The following is a 16970-nucleotide window of genomic DNA, read 5'->3' as shown; positions in this document are numbered from 1 at the left end:
AAGCAGAAAGAGAGTGAGCAGAGTGAGTGATAATAAAAAATCAGTTGCTTATGCAGGGAGTTAAAGATGTACGTATTGTGAAATAATCTTTAAAAACAATAAGTTAATTGGTGGCTGGTTTGTTTGTGGGTATTTTAGTGAGATGTGATCAACTTCACAGCCTAATAACTAAGCTGTGAAGGTTAAAAAGGGGATTTTATCCAGCGTATTCAAAGAGTTCGCAAACAGAGTCGAACAGTTGTTTAGTGCTGATTTCAAGGGTAGGGGTGATGAAAATCGTATCATCGCCGGCAACAACACCAAGAATACCTTCTGACTTTCCAAGGGAGTCGAGTAAGCGAGCAATCAGCTGAGCACCTGCTGGCCCTGTATGAATGACGACTAATGCGTTGTTGTAGTCAATATCCAGTACAAGCTCACGCAACGAGCTAGATACCGTAGGAACGCCAAGCTCTGCTGGTAGGCAGTAAACCATTTCCATTTTCGCATTTCGCGTACGAACAGCACCAAACTTGGTTAGCATACGAGAAACCTTAGATTGGTTTATGTTTTCAAAGCCTTCAAGTTTCAGCGCTTCTACAATCTCGCTTTGCGAGCCGAAACGTTCTTGTTTTAAAAGAGATTTGAACTCGCGGACTAAACGGTCCTGTTTTTCGCTGTTTCGCATTCGTTGTTCCACATATTATTGGTTTTATTAGTCGCATGAGGGAATCCCTCAAGCTAGATAGTGTCTCACAGAACTGTAATATACCCAAGTAATCGGTTAGATGTCTCATGAAAACTGATTACTTACTTTTCCAATACGTGAGAAGGGTCTTTTAATACTAAAATTGGTGCTTCGATGAGTGAGTAAGGTCGCAAAGGTGTCGTTACGTGTTTGTAAAGGTAAAGTAAATATTATAGTTTCGAAGCTATATAAGAACTAAAACAACAATTACCTCTATCTTACCCAAGGAGAACACAATGAAAGTCGCTGTTATCGGAGCTGCTGGTGGTATTGGACAAGCACTGGCACTTCTACTAAAAAATAATCTTCCTGCTGGCTCAGATCTCGCTCTGTACGATATCGCACCTGTTACTCCTGGTGTTGCAGCGGATCTTAGCCATATCCCAACTCCAGTATCAGTAGTCGGTTTTTCAGGTGTAGATCCTACTCCGGCTTTAGAAGGAGCAGACGTTGTATTGATCTCTGCGGGTGTTGCTCGTAAACCAGGTATGGATCGTGCGGATCTCTTTAATGTGAACGCGGGTATTGTTAAGTCTCTTGCGGAAAAGATCGCTGTCGTATGTCCAAAAGCGTGTGTGGGTATCATTACTAACCCGGTAAATACAACGGTTGCTATTGCCGCTGATGTACTGAAAAAAGCGGGTGTTTATGACAAGCGTCGTCTATTCGGTGTAACAACACTTGATGTTATCCGCTCTGAGACCTTTGTTGGCCAACTTAAGGGCCTAGATCCTACTAAGTTGGAAGTACCTGTTATCGGCGGTCATTCAGGGGTAACTATCCTTCCACTATTATCTCAAGTTAAAGGTGTTGAGTTCACTAGCGAAGAGATCGCATCACTGACAACTCGTATTCAAAACGCAGGTACCGAAGTTGTAGAAGCAAAAGCTGGCGGCGGTAGTGCAACCCTATCTATGGGCCAAGCAGCCTGTCGCTTTGGTCTATCACTAGTTCGTGCCCTACAAGGCGAAGCGAACGTTGTTGAGTGTGCTTATGTAGAAGGCAGTGGTGAACATACACGCTTCTTTGCACAGCCAGTTAAGTTGGGTACAGAGGGTATTGAAGAAGTATTGGATTACGGTGTGCTAAGTGAGTTTGAAAGAGCTTCTTTAGATGACATGCTTGAAACACTATCTGGCGATATTTCTAAAGGTGAAGAGTTCGCAAAATAAGCATTCTCTGACAAGCAAACAAATATAATTGAAAGCGGATCTTTATGATCCGCTTTTTTGATCCCGCTGTTCAGGAGCTGCGTACTAGTCAATATTCATCAAGAGTGAGGCAACAGCTATGGATATGGATAAAATCGCGACAGGAATGTGGGTAGATTCTTCAGAAGGTCCTGGACGCGTTCTAGCAGTGGATAAGAGAGATGAGATGGTTCTTGTTGAGGGATTGCATGAAGAGCAATGGGCGGTACCGGCTAGCACCGTTAACCAAGACCCTCAGTTGCATCCAGGCTGCGACAAATACTATTAAGGGAAAGTTTGCAAAGGGACGCCACTCTTGGGAGTGGCGTTTTTTGTTTAGGTTACTTGCTACGTTTAACCGCGAGATGCGCTAATGCTTCAAGAGCCTCTTTTTCGGTAGAGTCAGGCAAGCTTTCCAGAGCTGCAATCGCTTTATCGGCTTCTTGGTTGGCGACTTTAGTGGTGTATTCTAGTGAGCCAGTGTCATGCATAGCCTGCATAATCTCGTCCAAGCGCTTCATTCCGTTAGCCTGCTCAATCGCTTCTACAATCATCTCTCGCTGAGCGTCTGAGCCATTTTGCATTGCGTAAAGAAGAGGTAGGGTAGGTTTTCCTTCTGCAAGGTCATCTCCTACGTTTTTACCCATCTCTTTGCCGTCAGCGGTGTAGTCCAATACATCATCGATAAGCTGAAAAGCAGTGCCTAAGTGACGGCCATAGTTTTGCATCGCGATTTCTAGCTCAGGAGTAGAATTAGTCAATATCGCTGCAATTTGCGAAGCTGATTCGAACAGGCGTGCGGTCTTAGAGTAGATCACCTGCATGTAGCTTTCTTCGGTCGTAGAAGCATCATTGCAGTTCATTAATTGCTGAACCTCACCTTCAGCGATCACATTAACAGCTTCACTCATCAACTCGAGGATCCTCAATGATCCTAGGCTTGTCATCATTTGGAAAGAGCGGGTGTAGATGTAATCACCGACCAAAACACTGGCTGCATTACCAAAAGCGGCGTTAGCGGTTTCTTTTCCTCGACGCATATCCGATTCATCAACCACATCATCGTGCAACAGTGTTGCGGTATGAATGAATTCAATGAACGCAGCCGCGGTGATATGTCCTTCGCCTTCATATCCTAAAGCACGAGCCGATAGGAGCGTGATAAGCGGACGTAGACGCTTTCCACCGCCGCTAACAATGTAGTGCCCCAATTGATTGATTAGAGCGACTTCTGAGGTCAGCTGAGCGTGAATTGTTTGGTCTACTTTTACCATGTCTTCGGCAGTGAGGGCCTGAATAGCGCTAAAGTCCATTGTACTTCCGGTTTTGAGTCGCTACGGGGAGTAGCTGGGGTGATAATTAATGTTGAATTTTACACTAAAAAACGTTGCCAAATACACCCGTAAAAGGCATCATTCTCCCACTTTTATGTGGCGATTATCTTTTCGCCAATTTTTTTAAAATATGGCTTGTTTTATGTGATGCGTTCACGTAGAATCTGCGCCCTATTGATGAATTAGTTAGCGCACACCCAAACTACTTAATTAGGTTAAAGGCTGTGCGGAAAAAGCGGAGTAAAATATGTACGCTGTTTTCCAATCTGGTGGTAAACAACACCGTGTAAGCGAAGGTCAAACTCTTCGTTTAGAGAAATTGGACGTTGAAACTGGTGCAACTGTTGAGTTTGACTCAGTTCTTATGATCGCTAACGGTGAAGAAATCACTGTTGGTGCACCTCTTGTTGAAGGTGGCAAAGTTGTAGCTGAAGTGGTTAAGCACGGTCGTGGCGATAAAGTTAAAATCGTTAAGTTCCGTCGTCGTAAGCACTCTCGCAAGCAACAAGGTCATCGTCAGTGGTTCACTGAAGTGAAGATCACTGGCATCAACGCTTAAGTTATAGGAGAGTTTAACAATGGCACACAAAAAAGCTGGCGGTTCTACTCGTAACGGTCGCGATTCAGAAAGCAAACGCCTAGGTGTTAAGCGTTTTGGTGGCGAATCAGTTCTAGCGGGTAACATCATCGTTCGTCAACGTGGTACTAAATTCCACGCTGGTAACAACGTTGGTATCGGTAAAGACCACACTCTTTTCGCTCTTACTGAAGGTAAAGTGAAATTTGAAGTTAAAGGTCCTAAGAACCGTAAATTCGTTAGCATCGACTCTGAGTAATTAATACTTAGTTTCAAGCTGAATTCAAAAGCCCTGCCGATTCGGCGGGGTTTTTTATTTGTAGGATACTAGGTTTCTTGGCTCTGAGTCCTAGGCGCAAACAGCCTAGGGCGTATAGCCCAGACCCCTAGATCCTAATTAGGTATGGATCTGCTAAAGTTGATCCAAGCAAGATATTCACACCAATACGGAGTGAGAAATGAAATTCGTAGATGAAGCAACTGTAAAGGTAGAAGCTGGCGATGGCGGTAACGGCATTGTTAGTTTCTGGCGTGAAAAGTTTATAACTAAAGGTGGCCCCGATGGCGGCGACGGCGGTGATGGTGGTGACATCTACCTTCAAGCTGACGAAAACCTTAATACCTTGATCGATTACCGTTTCCAGCGCTTTTATGCCGCTGAACGTGGTGCGAATGGCCGTGGCGGTAACTGTACAGGTAAGCGTGGTAACGACCTTACACTTAAGGTGCCTGTAGGTACTCGTGCTGTGGACATCCATACCAATGAGGTTGTGGGTGAAGTTGCAGAGCACGGCAAAAAGGTAATGATCGCAAAAGGTGGTTGGCACGGATTAGGTAACACCCGCTTTAAATCATCCGTGAACCGAGCGCCTCGCCAAAAGACGATGGGTACCAAAGGAGAGGTTCGTGAACTTCGCCTAGAGCTACTGTTATTAGCTGACGTGGGTATGCTAGGTCTACCAAATGCAGGTAAATCGACCTTTATTCGCTCGGTTTCTGCAGCGAAACCAAAGGTAGCTGACTACCCGTTTACTACTCTTATCCCTAGCTTGGGTGTAGTGAGTGTGGTTCCAGAAAAGAGCTTTGTTGTTGCTGATATCCCTGGTTTGATTGAGGGTGCTGCAGATGGCGCAGGCTTGGGTATTCGCTTCTTGAAGCACCTAGAGCGCTGTCGTGTATTGCTGCATATGATCGATATTATGCCTGTTGATCAAAGTGATCCGGTGCAAAATGCGTTGACCATCATCGATGAGCTTGAGCAATACAGTGAGAAGTTAGCGGATAAACCACGTTGGTTGGTATTCAATAAGACTGATCTTATGCCTGAAGAAGAAGCTAATGAAAAGATCCAAGAGATCTTGGACGCGCTTGGTTGGGAAGAGCAGTACTTTAAGATCTCAGCTATCAATAAACATGGCACGAAAGAACTGTGTTACAAACTCGCTGACTTTATGGAAACACTTCCTCGTCAAGCGGAAGAAGTTTCAGAAGAAGATAAAGTCGACTTTATGTGGGATGACTACCATAAAGATGCAATGTCAGGCAGCAACGTTGTTACTGAAGACGACGATGACTGGGATGATGACGAAGAAGATGACGGTCATGTTATCTACGTTCGCGACTAGTCTCTTTTGTAGACAATAGTCTGAATAGTAAACATAATAAAAAGAGCTAGGATTCTATCCCGGCTCTTTTTTTGTCTGTGCGAAGCAGAAATTATCTCAAGGATCTGAGAGCATGCACCTAAACCAGAAAATCTCCAATCTAGATGCGTTTATTTTCACCCATTATCGTATTGTCCATGGCATTCGCATTGCCGTAGCCTTTGTTCTCACCTTAATTACAGCAACTTATTTTGAGGTTCCTGAGCGAACTTGGATCCTGATTACTCTCTTTGTGGTGATAGGGCCAATATCTTACTTAGGCAATGTTTTGCCGAGGGCTTGGCATCGTGTTCTAGGCACTTCTCTTGGGGCGATATCAGGAATTGTCGGCATTGCTATCAGTCAGTATTCGATAACGCTAATGTATCTGTGGTGTGCGGTGATCATCTTTTTGAGTGCCTACTTTGCACTTGGAAAGCGGCCGTATGTGGGAATACTGATAGGCATTACTTTAGCGGTTACCTTGGGGGCAGCAAATGCCGATGTCGATGTCGCCATGTGGCGTGGCGTTGATGTGACTATCGGGTGTATTGTGGCGGTACTGTTTTGTCTTATCTATCCACAGAGAGCATTTATCCACTGGCGATTGCGTATCGCAAATACTCTCAATACCTTAGCTAAGGTTTATCATCTTTCTTATTCTCCTAATGTACTAGAAAAGCCCAATCTTGAGGCGTTTCAAAATACACTAGTGAAAGAAATGACGACAATTACCACCTTAACAGCCCCATCGATTAAAGAAACAAAACTCAAGCGTCAATTGCTTGAAGCCATTCAAATCCAACTTCGTAACATGCTGAGTACTATAGATTTGCTGAACCATTCTTATTGGAGTGACAGAGAAAGCCATCTCAATATGCTTTGGTCAAAATCGTTGAAGCAATGCCAGCAGCAAGTGGAGCAGCAGCTTGAAGATTTGGCTTATTTGGTGGAGAAAGGGCAGGTCCGTGGTGAAAATCGCGTTGAAGAAAGGGAGGCTATTACCCGCGATCTAAAGGCTATCATTGCTGAACTGGGTGAAGAAAACTCCAATATCCATGGCTATGTTTGGCTAAACCTCAAATTGATTGAAGATTTGGGAAATCTCAAAAAGTTACTCGTTTTAGCGTTAAATCTGTCGCAGAAATCTTGAGTTGATTAAAGAGCTCAATTTTGGTTGTTCTTAATCAATTAAATTTGAATTATCAGTATTGTTTTATATGCAAACCCAATAGAATATTGGTTTTATTTTAAACAATCTTCAAAGAGATAGAATGGAATCTAAACAACGCGCTGTTTCTCGTCTTATTGCTCAAGCGGGACAGATGTTGCACGCTCATGGAGCGGAAAGTGCGCTTATTGGCGGCATAATGGAGCGTATGGGTCTTGCCTGTGGTATGGATGAGGTTGAGGTATCACTCTCAGCAAGTTCTCTGGTTGTGACTACGGTTACCCATGAGCATTGCATGACTACCGCACGACGCTGCCCCGACAGGGGAATCAATATGCGCGCTGTGACAGAAGTTCAGCGTATCTGCATCATGCTAGAGAAAGGTATCTTAGATCACGAGCTTGCCCAACAGAAGCTGAATAAAATCACCCCAGAGCGTTATAATCGCTGGCTAGTAGTGTTTATGATAGGTCTATCTTGCGCCTCGTTTAGTCATCTTGCTGGGGGCGATAGTGCTGTTTTTGCTATGACTTTTGTCGCTTCTGCTATCGGTATGATTGTCCGACAAGAGATTGGCCATCGCCACTTCAATCCAATGCTTAACTTTGCGACAACTGCTTTTGTGACCACCTTCATTTCAGCGCAAGCTGTGGTGTTTGAGATTGGAAACAATCCTAATGTCGTGATGGCATCATCGGTTCTTATGTTAGTTCCTGGTTTCCCTTTAATTAATTCGGTTGCTGATGTGCTGAAAGGGTATATCAATATGGGGATTGCTCGATTTGTGATGGGTAGCTTACTTACTCTAGCGACCTGTCTAGGCATTGTTGCCGTAAGTGGTGTGTTAGGCATGTTTGGGGTGACATTATGAGTGATTTCTTTGCTTTGCTGTTTGGGCTTATTGATGACATGTTCTTTGCTGCAATCCCTGCTGTAGGATTTGCTCTAGTGTTCAACGTTCCTAAGAGTGCGCTATTTTATTGTGCGTTGGGCGGCGCCATTGGGCATGGCTCTCGCTATTTAATGATGCAGTTTGGAATGCCAATAGAGTGGGCCACCTTGTTTGCCGCCACGATTGTTGGCTTTATAGGGGTTGCTTGGTCACGCCGATTCTTGGCTCATCCCAAAGTCTTTACTGTAGCTGCGATGATACCAATGGTTCCAGGGGTCTATGCCTTCAATGCCATGATAGCCATGGTAGAAATTAACCAATCGGGCTATACCCATGAACTTTTTGCTAGCTTAATAGAGAATTTCCTCACCGCAATGTTTATCATTGCTGGACTTGCCGTTGGGCTCGCAATGCCTGGCCTATTTATTTATCGTCGTCGCCCTATTGTTTAGAGGAATATCCCATGATCGTCAGCATGATCGCCGCTATGGCTAATAACCGTATTATCGGCAAAAACAACCAAATGCCGTGGCACCTGCCAGCAGATTTTATCTGGTTTAAGAAATGCACCATGGGTAAGCCTGTGATCATGGGCAGAAAGACTTATGAATCAATAGGTCGTCCTTTACCTGGTCGACACAACGTTGTTATCAGCCGCGATGCTGGACTAAAGATTGAAGGCGTTACTACAGTAACCTCTATTGAGTCTGCGCTAAAGGTAGTCACTAACGAGCCTGAAGTGATGATCATAGGCGGGGGCTCGATTTATGAGCACTGCTTAACAATGGCAGACAAGCTCTATCTCACCTACATTGATCTTGAAGTAGACGGCGATACACAGTTCCCTGATTGGGGAGGGGGCTGGCAACAAACCCATTCAGAGCAATACTTCTCTGATGAGAAAAATGCGCATGATATGCAGTTTGTAGTGTTGGAAAGAGAGTAATTATGGCGAAAGAGCGCTTTGCAAATCTAGACTTGAACCTCTTAAGAACCTTTCTCGTGTTAACTCAAGAGCTCAACATGCGCAAAGCGTCTGTGCGTCTGAACATTTCCCAGCCTGCAATTAGCCAGGCCTTGCAACGCCTAAGGCATCACTTTGATGATGAGCTGTTTGTAAAGGTGCGCAGTGGGCTTGAGCCAACGGCCTATGCTACTGAACTGTCTAATACCGTGACACCTATCTTGGATGAGTTGGCTGTTGCGATAAATGGAGTAGAGAGTTTCTCTGAAAAAGAGATAGATCAGAAGCTGTGCATTAGTATGAACCCAGTTGTAGAAGCAGCGATAGGTGGCCGTCTATTTAGCTCTTTAGCTCATAAAGCACCGAAGGCAACACTAGAGTTTCAGAGCTGGACATCATCAGCTATGGAAAAGATCTTGGAAGGGCAGACATTGCTGGGTGTTGGCTATTCAAATGAAGATTATAAGGGTGTTTATAGTGAGAAGCTGATCGACCTTACAGGCATGTTGGTGGCAAGAGAAGAACATCTGTTGGCTGGTAAAAAACGACAGGTTCAAGAGTTAGAGGGTGCATCTATCGCCTCACTAGTTTCGAAGGGTTGGAACGAAAATAGAGCCATAGCAGTAGATTACCTTAAGCAATATGGTGTTGATGTTAGTGTCGGCTTTCGTTCTGAGTTGATGCTTCCTCTTATCGATGTTGTACGTCACAGTGATATGCTTTTGGCCGCAACGACACTCTTCCCTGTTTCGCAGCATCAAGGCTTGGTTGCTCTCAATATCGATGTTGCCCCTGAGACTATACAGATTCCTCTTTACGCTCACTATCACGTCAAGAATCGAAAAAATCCTCTTATTCACTGGTTAATAGAGCTCATCAAAGAAGAATTGATACAACAAATTAGTGATAACCAATGCTTATGAGTGCTAATAAGCCTTTAATATTTCACCTTATTAGCACTCATCCTTACACTTCCTCGCAACTTGAATCGCATGGAGCGACATAGACATCAGGGACTAACTGATATTTGCTTGTGAGATTTGTATGAAAAAAATAACAGCTCTAATTGCTTCTCTTTCATTTTTATCTATTCCTGCTTTTGCTGAAGAAGACAACAATGAGCCTAAAGCTCAAGGTCACCGTGTCGGTGTTGGTTTCTCTAAAACCACAGATGTTACCTTTGATGATGTTGATCTTGGAAAGGGCGTGAAGCTTGAATATGGCTATGAGTTTAATAACATCGTAGGGGTGAACTTCTCCTATGCTGGTTTCAGTGACGATGTATTCGGTGGCGCACTAAAGGTTGATGGTTCGACTTTCAAGCTAGATACAGACCTAGGTTACACCTTCCATTTCGACAATTTTGCTATCAAACCTTACGGTGCTATCGGTGTGGTGCGATTGAGTGAAGAGTGGACAGTATTTGGCCAGAAAGATAGCTTTGATGAAACCACGATATTTGTAGGTGTAGGTGCACGTGCAACTCTGTTTGAGCACTACTACACTGATGTCCGTTTTGAAGGTTTCGCCTCAGATTATTCAGACTATTCTCAGTTCTCTATGACCTTCGGTTACCGTTTCTAGCACTATCAAAGCGCTGCTTGAGTAAAGTAGCGCTTGTCTTCCCATCTTAGCATTGTCATGTGATTGCCCCAGACACAGCCGGTATCTAAGCCGATCACATTGTGTGAATCAGTCCCCATCAGTGCTGCCCAGTGCCCAAATATCGATTTTTTTGCCAGTGGCACTCTCTGTTCTAATTCAAACCAAGGTACTAGTTGGCTTTTGTCCACCTCTTCTGGTGGCAGTTTACTGTCCATATCCAAGCGTCCATCATGATAACAATAGCGCATGCGCGTCATTGCATTGATGGTAAACCTTAGTCGGGATACTCCTTCTAATGACGGATCCCAGATATCGGGAGAGTTGCCATACATCTTTTTAATCAGCTTCTTCCAGTTATCTCCTGATAACACCTGCTCGACTTCTTGTGAGGCTTGTCGCGCTTCATCAAGGGTCCAAAGTGGGTAGATGCCTGCATGACTCATCACAAACTCAGGGTGCTCGACTAACAGGGGTTGATGACGTAGCCAATCAATTAACTCAGAGCAGTCCTCAGCATCAAAAATAGGCAGGGTTTGATCCTTTGGTTTGGCCTTATGAATTCCTAAAGAAACAGCAATAAGGTGTAGGTCATGATTACCCAAGACAACTTTAGCTGAGTCACCCATCGAACGTATAAATCGTAGCGTTTCTAGTGATTTAGGGCCACGAGCAACAAGATCTCCAGCAACCCAAAGTATGTCTTGTTGTGGATCGAAGTTGACTTCTTCTAGTAATAACAGGAGTTCATCCAGACAGCCCTGGATGTCTCCAACAAGATAGTTGGACAAGAGAACCTCTAACTAGTTGATAACGTTTGGAACGGAAAGGTTGAAAGGGGCTATCTGAGCTTTAAAGGTATCACCATCGTCAGACTGCATAATATAGTGCCCCTGCATAACACCCACCGGTGTTTCTAGCGCCGTGCCACTGGTATAGGTGTAATCGTCATTGGACGCGATGACAGGTTGCTCTCCAACAACACCATCACCTTCAACGGTGATCTGCTTACCATTACCATCGGTAATGAGCCAGCTACGAGAGAGAAGCTGTACGGAATGAGGGCTGAGATTTTTTATGGTGATCATGTACGCAAATACATAGCGGTCATTATCGGGTTCCGATTGCGCCTCTATGTATTTGGTGTGTACATGACATTTGATACAAGGTTGACTGACGTCCATGTGTGGCCTCCTTGTTAGAGCTTGTTAGCTCTAGTGATTGTCGGCAAGCCAGTTCGCCATATCGACAAATTGTTCCAGAGTTAGATTCTCTGGACGCATGCTTGGGTTAATGCCCAATTGTTCCATCACTTCAATGCTTATCAATGAACGATAGCAATTACGCACTGTTTTACGACGTTGGTTAAAGCCATCGCGGCACACTCTATCTAGCCATTTAAGGTCTTTTGCAGGGTGTGGCAGGGTTTCATACGGCATTAGGCGAACAACTGCAGAATCTACTTTTGGTGGTGGAACAAAAGCTGTCGGTGGTACTTCTAAAACTGGCATGACTTTACAGTAATACTGAGCCATCACCGTCAGACGGCCATAGGCTTTAGTGCCAGGGCCGGCAGCCAAGCGATTAACCACTTCTTTCTGTAACATAAAGTGCATGTCTTGAATGTCTTTATGGAACTCAAATAAGTGAAACATCAATGGCGTTGAGATGTTATAGGGTAAGTTGCCGAAGATACGTAGTTTGTTGTTTGGCTTTACCAGTTGGGTAAAGTCAAAACGCATTGCATCGCCTTCATGGATAGTCAGCTTTTCGCTCAAATCTGGGTGATTACGTAAACGCTCAGCTAGGTCTCTATCGAGCTCAATTACGGTCAGTTTATCAACCAATTTGCCAACAGGTTCAGTAATTGCGCCTAAACCAGGACCAATCTCAACCAAGTTTTGTCCTGGGCGAGGGTTAATAGAAGAAACGATACCGTCGATAATGTACGGGTCGTTTAGAAAGTTTTGACCAAAACGTTTACGCGCTTTGTGTCCTAAGTGGACATCGTTACTCATTGTTTTTTCTCAACTAATTCAATCGCGTGGGAAAGTGCAGTTTGGAAACTTCCTGTATCCGCGTTACCTGTGCCGGCCAAATCCAAGGCTGTGCCGTGGTCGACAGAGGTTCTTATAAAGGGTAGACCTAAAGTGATATTCACTGAGCTTCCAAAGCCTTTGTATTTTAGCACTGGAAGCACTTGGTCGTGGTACATACCCAAAATCACATCAGCATCTTCTAGATACTTGTGATTAAAAATGGTGTCAGCAGGTAGAGGACCAACAATGTCCATACCTTGCTCTCTTAACTTATTTAGGGTCGGAGTTATGGTTTCAATTTCTTCCTGCCCTAAACAGCCGTCTTCCCCTGCATGAGGGTTCAAGCCACAAACGTAGATTCGAGGGTTAGGAAGGGCAAATTTCGTTACCATATCCTTATGCAATATCTGCATAATCTGCTCGATTCTTTCTTCTGTCACCGCCTTTGATACATACGCTAATGGTATGTGCGTGGTGACCAATGCCACTCTTAACCCTTCTGTTGCTAGCATCATCACGACCATAGGCGTGTTGGACTGCTCAGCAAAGAACTCGGTGTGGCCACTAAAGGCAACACCAGCTCGGTTAATGACGCCCTTATGTACAGGGCCGGTCACTATAGCGGCAAATTCATCATTCATACAGCCCTGAGCGGCTCTTTCTAGTGTTTTTAGCACATAGTGTCCATTAGCCTCATCCAGTTGGCCAATTACAGCTTGTTTGGCCATTGGAATATGCTCAACGGTCAGTGTCCCTTTGCGTTGAGGTGATGGAGTTTGCTTAGCATCATAATCGATTAAGTTAACGTCTATGCCTAGATGCTGCGCACGTTGCTGCAACATGTTTTTATCAGCGCACACCACTAACTGATGCGGGTAATCACTGTGCACTAAAGATAGGACTAAATCAGGACCGATCCCGGCAGGCTCACCTGCCGTTATAATGACGCGATTACAGCTCATTGCTGACCTCTTCGTCATCCTGACCTTGTACCATTTCTATAAAGGCACTGGCTCTAAGTTCTTGCATCCAAGCCGAGGCTTCTTCGTTAAATTTACGATTGAATAAGATTCTGTAGGCTTTGTTGTTCATAGCACTATCGGTGCGATCCACTTCACGGCGATCAATGACTTCAACAATGTGCCAACCATGTACCGTTTTGAATGGTTCACTAATTTGGCCGACAGGTAATGTTTCTACTTGGTGTTTAAACTCAGGCACGTATAAATCTGGAGTTTGGTAGCCAAGTTCACCGTCACGAGCGGCAGAACCCGGGTCTGCACTGTATTGTTGAGCTAGTTCGCCAAAGGTTGCTTCACCTGCTCTGATTTGACGAATAAAGCCGTACAGTTCTTTCTGTGCACCTTCATCACTTAGAATTACAGACGTCTTAATCAGAATATGGCGAGCATTCACCTCAGTCACTGCTACCGTCTCAAGACCTTGTACGTCTTCAATTTTTAGAATATGGAAACCAATGCCACTGCGGAATGGACCTATGATGGCGTCTTTGCCTTGGGTAGTGATTTGATCAGCAAAAATTGTCGGCATTTCTTCTTTACGCAACCATCCCCAGTCACCACCTTCTAGCGCTTTAGGACCTTTAGAGTATGCAATGGCAAGATCAGAGAACCTTTCGCCATTTTTCAAACGCTCAACTAATTCATTGGCTTGTTCTTCAACCTCAGCTTTTGAATCATCATCATTGAAGCGCAGCTGAATATGACCGACGCGATAGTTAACGCTTTTATTAGTTTCCTTCGCTAACATACCTGCCATTGATTCTACTTCAGCAGGAAGGATGTTAATTCGGCGACGTACTAGGGCATTACGTGCCTCAGAGATGGCAACCTCTTTGCGAATTTGTTCGCGGAACTCAGTGTAGGTTAAGCCTTGTGCTTGTACGCTTGCAATCAGCTCGGCTTGTGTTTGCTTGTTATTTTGAGCGATGCTTTGCACCGCATCATCAAGGCGGTTGTCGTCAATTCGTACACCAATTCGCTCAGCTTCTTGAGATTGCAATTCATCCATGATCAATTTATCGATCACTTGCTCATTCAGTACATCCGCTTCAGGGAGAGCTTGCTGGTTTTCTTGAGCATTGAACTTAAGTGTCTTCATCGCACTATCAATGTCGCTCTGCAAGATTACGCCATCGTTAACAATTACGACTACTCTGTCCATTTCTACTGGTGCAGCTAGGCTGATAGCCGGCAGCAGCATCAGGAGAATAGTAGTAACGAGTCGTTTAAACTTATTCATTATTTTTCCAATACATCTTATTCATGGTCATCGGCATGTTGCCAATGAGATAATTAATTATTCAGGTAGAAAGGACGACCGTAACCCAGAGCGTTACCTCCGTCACCATAATCCGTACCAAAGTTAGTGCCAAATCCGATAATGCCGATATTAAAGCTGATATTTTCTTCGTACTCAGGTCCTGGGGTAGGTGTGCCTACTCCGCCTGGCCATGAACGAAGTTGGTCAGTGTAAGTTATGCCGACATACCAACAATCAGAGGTATATGTAACTCTTGCTAAAGCCTCTAGCATAATATTTTCGGTAGTATCATGGAAATACTGAGCGTTAAAGTTCCAATTTCTACTGAGTTTGTAACCACCTAGCAGGCCTACCTGTGAAATACCGTCGGTGGTGATTGAGTCTAAATTGATAGAGTCACCTACGGTTTTATCTAGGTAACTCCTCGTGACATAACGATAGTTAGTCTGGATGTAACCTGCACCTTGACGATATTCAATCGTACTGTTGGCTAACTGTACCTCTGAGTCACTGATGTCATATTGAATGCCACCATGATAGAAGAGGTAGTCGTTGAAGTTAAAGTCACTCTCAATAGCCCAAGCTGAGTAGTTAGAATCAGCAGGGTCAGTCTCACTCGTTTTACCGGTATTTAGGTAGTAGATCTGACCAAAAGAGAGATTCATGCGTTCTCTAAAGCTAGAATCGTAAAAACGGGTAGTGGCACCATAACTGATCTGATTTGCGGCAGCGATTTTATCGACGCCACTGTATTTACGAGTCCTGAACAGGCCGTAGTAATCAGTTTGCATGAGCGTGGTGTCGTAATCATAAATGTTGCTTTGATCTTCGTAAGGTACGTACAAGTACTGGACTTTAGGCTCTAATGTCTGAGTGTAACCATCAATAATAGAGGTTCCGCGCTCTAGGTAGAGAGTACCTGTAGTGCGAAATTCCGGAATAATACGTGCTACGTTTGACTCTAGGTTTTGAGTATCTTCTAGAGAGAGGTCTACGCCATCAAGGTCTTGATGGTAATAGGTGCCGAGTACTCGGCCTTCGGTTTCCCAGCTGCCCCAGGTAGTGGTCAGTGGGATGGTTAGTCCGGGCTCTATGTGCAGTCTTGTTGCTTGTCCCGGCTTCGCATTACGCTCATCTTCCGTATCAAAAAGAGTTGCATGGCTGACCATGTCAAAATCAAGATATGGCAAAAGCTCCGGATAGAAATACTTGGCACTCAATTGCGGAACCATACGATAGGGCAAGTCGGTAGTGGTTGATAGCAATTGGAAGTCACGAACCAACAAGCTCGTATCCCAATGGTCATTACGATAGGACACTTTACCTTGTTGTAGTAACTGCCCATCTTCACGCTCACCAATGCTAGACGATACGTCCCTAAAGAAGTAAATATCGCTGACTTTGGCGTAATCGACTTCTAGTTTCCAGTTGCGGTCAAATACACCGTAGTGCGTATAGCCAACGCCCCAGCGATCGCCAAGTTCTGGATACTTCTGATCATCCGCTAGGTACTGGCCTTCAATTTGGCCACGGCCCCAGCCACTTAAATATCTAAATGTTCCGTCTGTCTGCATACCTCGTTCAGACATGTATTTAAACGTGGTTTCTAAATCGTAGTTGGGTGCAAGGTTCCAATAAACAGGGATTTCAAGCTCAAAACCATCACTTGTACCATAAGCGACAGTTGGGTATAGAAAACCTGTTTTACGTGTGTCACCGATAGGTACAGTCAGCCAAGGCGAGTAAAAAACTGGGATGTTTTGAATTTCAAAACGAGGGTGATACAAGGTGGCTTCTTCTGCCTCTTGATCAATCTCGATAGATGAAGAGACTAAGCGCCATGAATTATCATCTTCTGGACAAGAGGTGATAGAGCCATCTTCTAATTCGTAGTAGAGCTTTCCTTCAACGCGAATAACCTTGGCATCGCCACGTCCGTTTTGACAGAGCAAATTATAGTTTGCCATTTCTAGTGTCGTTACATCTGTGTCGAGGTTAGTGGTTGCTGTTTCTGATACGGTCTTGATTTGACCGTCTGACATTTCCACGTTGCCTTTTGCCACTATGGTATTTTCAGCTTGATATAGGGTTACGGTATCAGCATTTACACGCTTGGTTCCCTGGGTAACCTTTACATTGCCTCGGTAGGTGGCTTCTTGACCGTTGATACCATCGAGAGAATCAGCCTCTACATGAGTTGGCTGCTCCTCTTCTTCCTCGGATTGTTCAGGAATAAGACATTGCGAGGTGAGGTCAAAGGTCTGGTCTTCAGCCGCAGAAACGATGGCCGTCAGCTCAGCTGCCGGCTCTGCATTTTCCTCTGCAGTTGAATTATCAGTGAGTTCTGTTTGGGAGTCGCTAAGATCAACTTGTGAAAGTGAGCCTTGATCTTCTGGTGAGTTCTCCTGCACACTAGTTTCTGCCTGCGCATTTGTAACGCACAACGCTGTGGTTATAGAAAGAGCGAGCCAGGTGCGGGGAAATTTTGACATCGAATTAGAAACTTCCTTGATGATGAATAAGTCCGTAGACTGTAATTGACCGTTTA

The 16970-nt window shown here is 44.5% G+C and carries 19 protein-coding genes; 11 read left to right on the top strand and 8 right to left on the bottom strand.

Going from position 1 to position 16970, the window contains the following annotated elements; translation table 11 throughout:
* Positions 1 to 196: 196 nt before the first annotated feature.
* Positions 197 to 667, bottom strand: coding sequence for a transcriptional regulator ArgR (argR, locus tag OCU46_RS12415; protein WP_141270876.1), 471 nt, complete (start codon positions 665 to 667; stop codon positions 197 to 199).
* A gap of 296 nt (positions 668 to 963) precedes the next feature.
* Here argR and mdh point away from each other — a divergent pair, with 296 nt between their 5' ends.
* Positions 964 to 1899, top strand: a complete 936-nt coding sequence (mdh, locus tag OCU46_RS12410) for a malate dehydrogenase (protein ID WP_141270875.1) — start codon at positions 964 to 966, stop codon at positions 1897 to 1899.
* 118 nt (positions 1900 to 2017) lie between these two features.
* Entirely contained in the window at positions 2018 to 2206 is a 189-nt protein-coding gene (locus tag OCU46_RS12405; RefSeq protein WP_141270874.1) for a hypothetical protein, read from the top strand.
* 52 nt (positions 2207 to 2258) lie between these two features.
* Here the strand turns inward: OCU46_RS12405 and ispB are convergent, their stop codons facing one another.
* Complete coding sequence (gene ispB / locus OCU46_RS12400; protein WP_141270873.1) at positions 2259 to 3230, bottom strand: octaprenyl diphosphate synthase; 972 nt, start codon at positions 3228 to 3230, stop codon at positions 2259 to 2261.
* Between the two features lie 268 nt (positions 3231 to 3498).
* Between ispB and rplU the strand changes: the two genes are divergently transcribed.
* The 9 genes from rplU (at position 3499) to OCU46_RS12355 (ending at position 10082) form a co-directional block, all read left to right on the top strand.
* Complete coding sequence (rplU, locus tag OCU46_RS12395) at positions 3499 to 3810, top strand: 50S ribosomal protein L21 (RefSeq protein ID WP_017029047.1); 312 nt, start codon at positions 3499 to 3501, stop codon at positions 3808 to 3810.
* A 19-nt stretch (positions 3811 to 3829) separates the two neighbouring features.
* Positions 3830 to 4087 carry a 50S ribosomal protein L27 gene (gene rpmA, locus OCU46_RS12390; RefSeq protein WP_017029046.1) on the top strand — a complete coding sequence of 86 codons (258 nt, stop codon included), beginning with the start codon at positions 3830 to 3832 and terminating at the stop codon, positions 4085 to 4087.
* A gap of 199 nt (positions 4088 to 4286) precedes the next feature.
* A complete protein-coding gene (gene cgtA / locus OCU46_RS12385) occupies positions 4287 to 5453 on the top strand; it encodes an Obg family GTPase CgtA (protein WP_141270872.1) in 1167 nt (388 codons plus the stop codon).
* 112 nt (positions 5454 to 5565) lie between these two features.
* Positions 5566 to 6624 (top strand): FUSC family protein, encoded by a 1059-nt coding sequence (locus tag OCU46_RS12380; protein ID WP_141270871.1) that lies wholly within the window; start codon positions 5566 to 5568, stop codon positions 6622 to 6624.
* Between the two features lie 121 nt (positions 6625 to 6745).
* Complete coding sequence (locus OCU46_RS12375; RefSeq protein WP_141270870.1) at positions 6746 to 7513, top strand: threonine/serine exporter family protein; 768 nt, start codon at positions 6746 to 6748, stop codon at positions 7511 to 7513.
* A complete protein-coding gene (locus tag OCU46_RS12370; protein ID WP_141270869.1) occupies positions 7510 to 7986 on the top strand; it encodes a threonine/serine exporter family protein in 477 nt (158 codons plus the stop codon). Before OCU46_RS12375 ends, OCU46_RS12370 begins: the two co-directional genes overlap by 4 nt.
* A gap of 11 nt (positions 7987 to 7997) precedes the next feature.
* On the top strand, positions 7998 to 8480 hold the full coding sequence (gene folA, locus OCU46_RS12365; protein ID WP_141270868.1) for a type 3 dihydrofolate reductase: 483 nt from the start codon (positions 7998 to 8000) through the stop codon (positions 8478 to 8480).
* 2 nt (positions 8481 to 8482) lie between these two features.
* A complete protein-coding gene (locus OCU46_RS12360) occupies positions 8483 to 9421 on the top strand; it encodes a LysR family transcriptional regulator (RefSeq protein WP_141270867.1) in 939 nt (312 codons plus the stop codon).
* Positions 9422 to 9542: 121 nt separating this feature from the next.
* The gene (locus OCU46_RS12355) at positions 9543 to 10082 is read left to right on the top strand and encodes a porin family protein (RefSeq protein ID WP_141270866.1); all 540 of its coding nucleotides are present in this window, start codon (positions 9543 to 9545) and stop codon (positions 10080 to 10082) included.
* Between the two features lie 5 nt (positions 10083 to 10087).
* Here the strand turns inward: OCU46_RS12355 and apaH are convergent, their stop codons facing one another.
* Genes apaH through lptD form a run of 6 tightly spaced genes read right to left on the bottom strand, consistent with a single transcriptional unit; the run spans position 10088 to position 16914 of the window.
* Complete coding sequence (apaH, locus tag OCU46_RS12350) at positions 10088 to 10891, bottom strand: bis(5'-nucleosyl)-tetraphosphatase (symmetrical) ApaH (RefSeq protein ID WP_141270865.1); 804 nt, start codon at positions 10889 to 10891, stop codon at positions 10088 to 10090.
* Positions 10892 to 10903: 12 nt separating this feature from the next.
* Positions 10904 to 11284, bottom strand: coding sequence for a Co2+/Mg2+ efflux protein ApaG (apaG, locus tag OCU46_RS12345; RefSeq protein WP_141270864.1), 381 nt, complete (start codon positions 11282 to 11284; stop codon positions 10904 to 10906).
* Positions 11285 to 11314: 30 nt separating this feature from the next.
* On the bottom strand, positions 11315 to 12118 hold the full coding sequence (rsmA, locus tag OCU46_RS12340) for a 16S rRNA (adenine(1518)-N(6)/adenine(1519)-N(6))-dimethyltransferase RsmA (protein WP_141270863.1): 804 nt from the start codon (positions 12116 to 12118) through the stop codon (positions 11315 to 11317).
* Positions 12115 to 13101 (bottom strand): 4-hydroxythreonine-4-phosphate dehydrogenase PdxA, encoded by a 987-nt coding sequence (gene pdxA / locus OCU46_RS12335; protein ID WP_141270862.1) that lies wholly within the window; start codon positions 13099 to 13101, stop codon positions 12115 to 12117. Before pdxA ends, rsmA begins: the two co-directional genes overlap by 4 nt.
* Positions 13091 to 14401 (bottom strand): peptidylprolyl isomerase SurA, encoded by a 1311-nt coding sequence (gene surA, locus OCU46_RS12330; protein ID WP_141270861.1) that lies wholly within the window; start codon positions 14399 to 14401, stop codon positions 13091 to 13093. Before surA ends, pdxA begins: the two co-directional genes overlap by 11 nt.
* A gap of 53 nt (positions 14402 to 14454) precedes the next feature.
* Complete coding sequence (gene lptD / locus OCU46_RS12325) at positions 14455 to 16914, bottom strand: LPS assembly protein LptD (protein ID WP_141270860.1); 2460 nt, start codon at positions 16912 to 16914, stop codon at positions 14455 to 14457.
* Positions 16915 to 16970 lie beyond the last annotated feature (56 nt).

Origin of the sequence: Vibrio comitans (assembly GCA_024346835.1) — a bacterium.
Lineage (GTDB): Bacteria > Pseudomonadota > Gammaproteobacteria > Enterobacterales > Vibrionaceae > Vibrio > Vibrio comitans.
The sequence above is the reverse complement of the archived record's forward strand: the minus strand, read 5'-3'. Positions and strand labels throughout refer to the sequence as shown.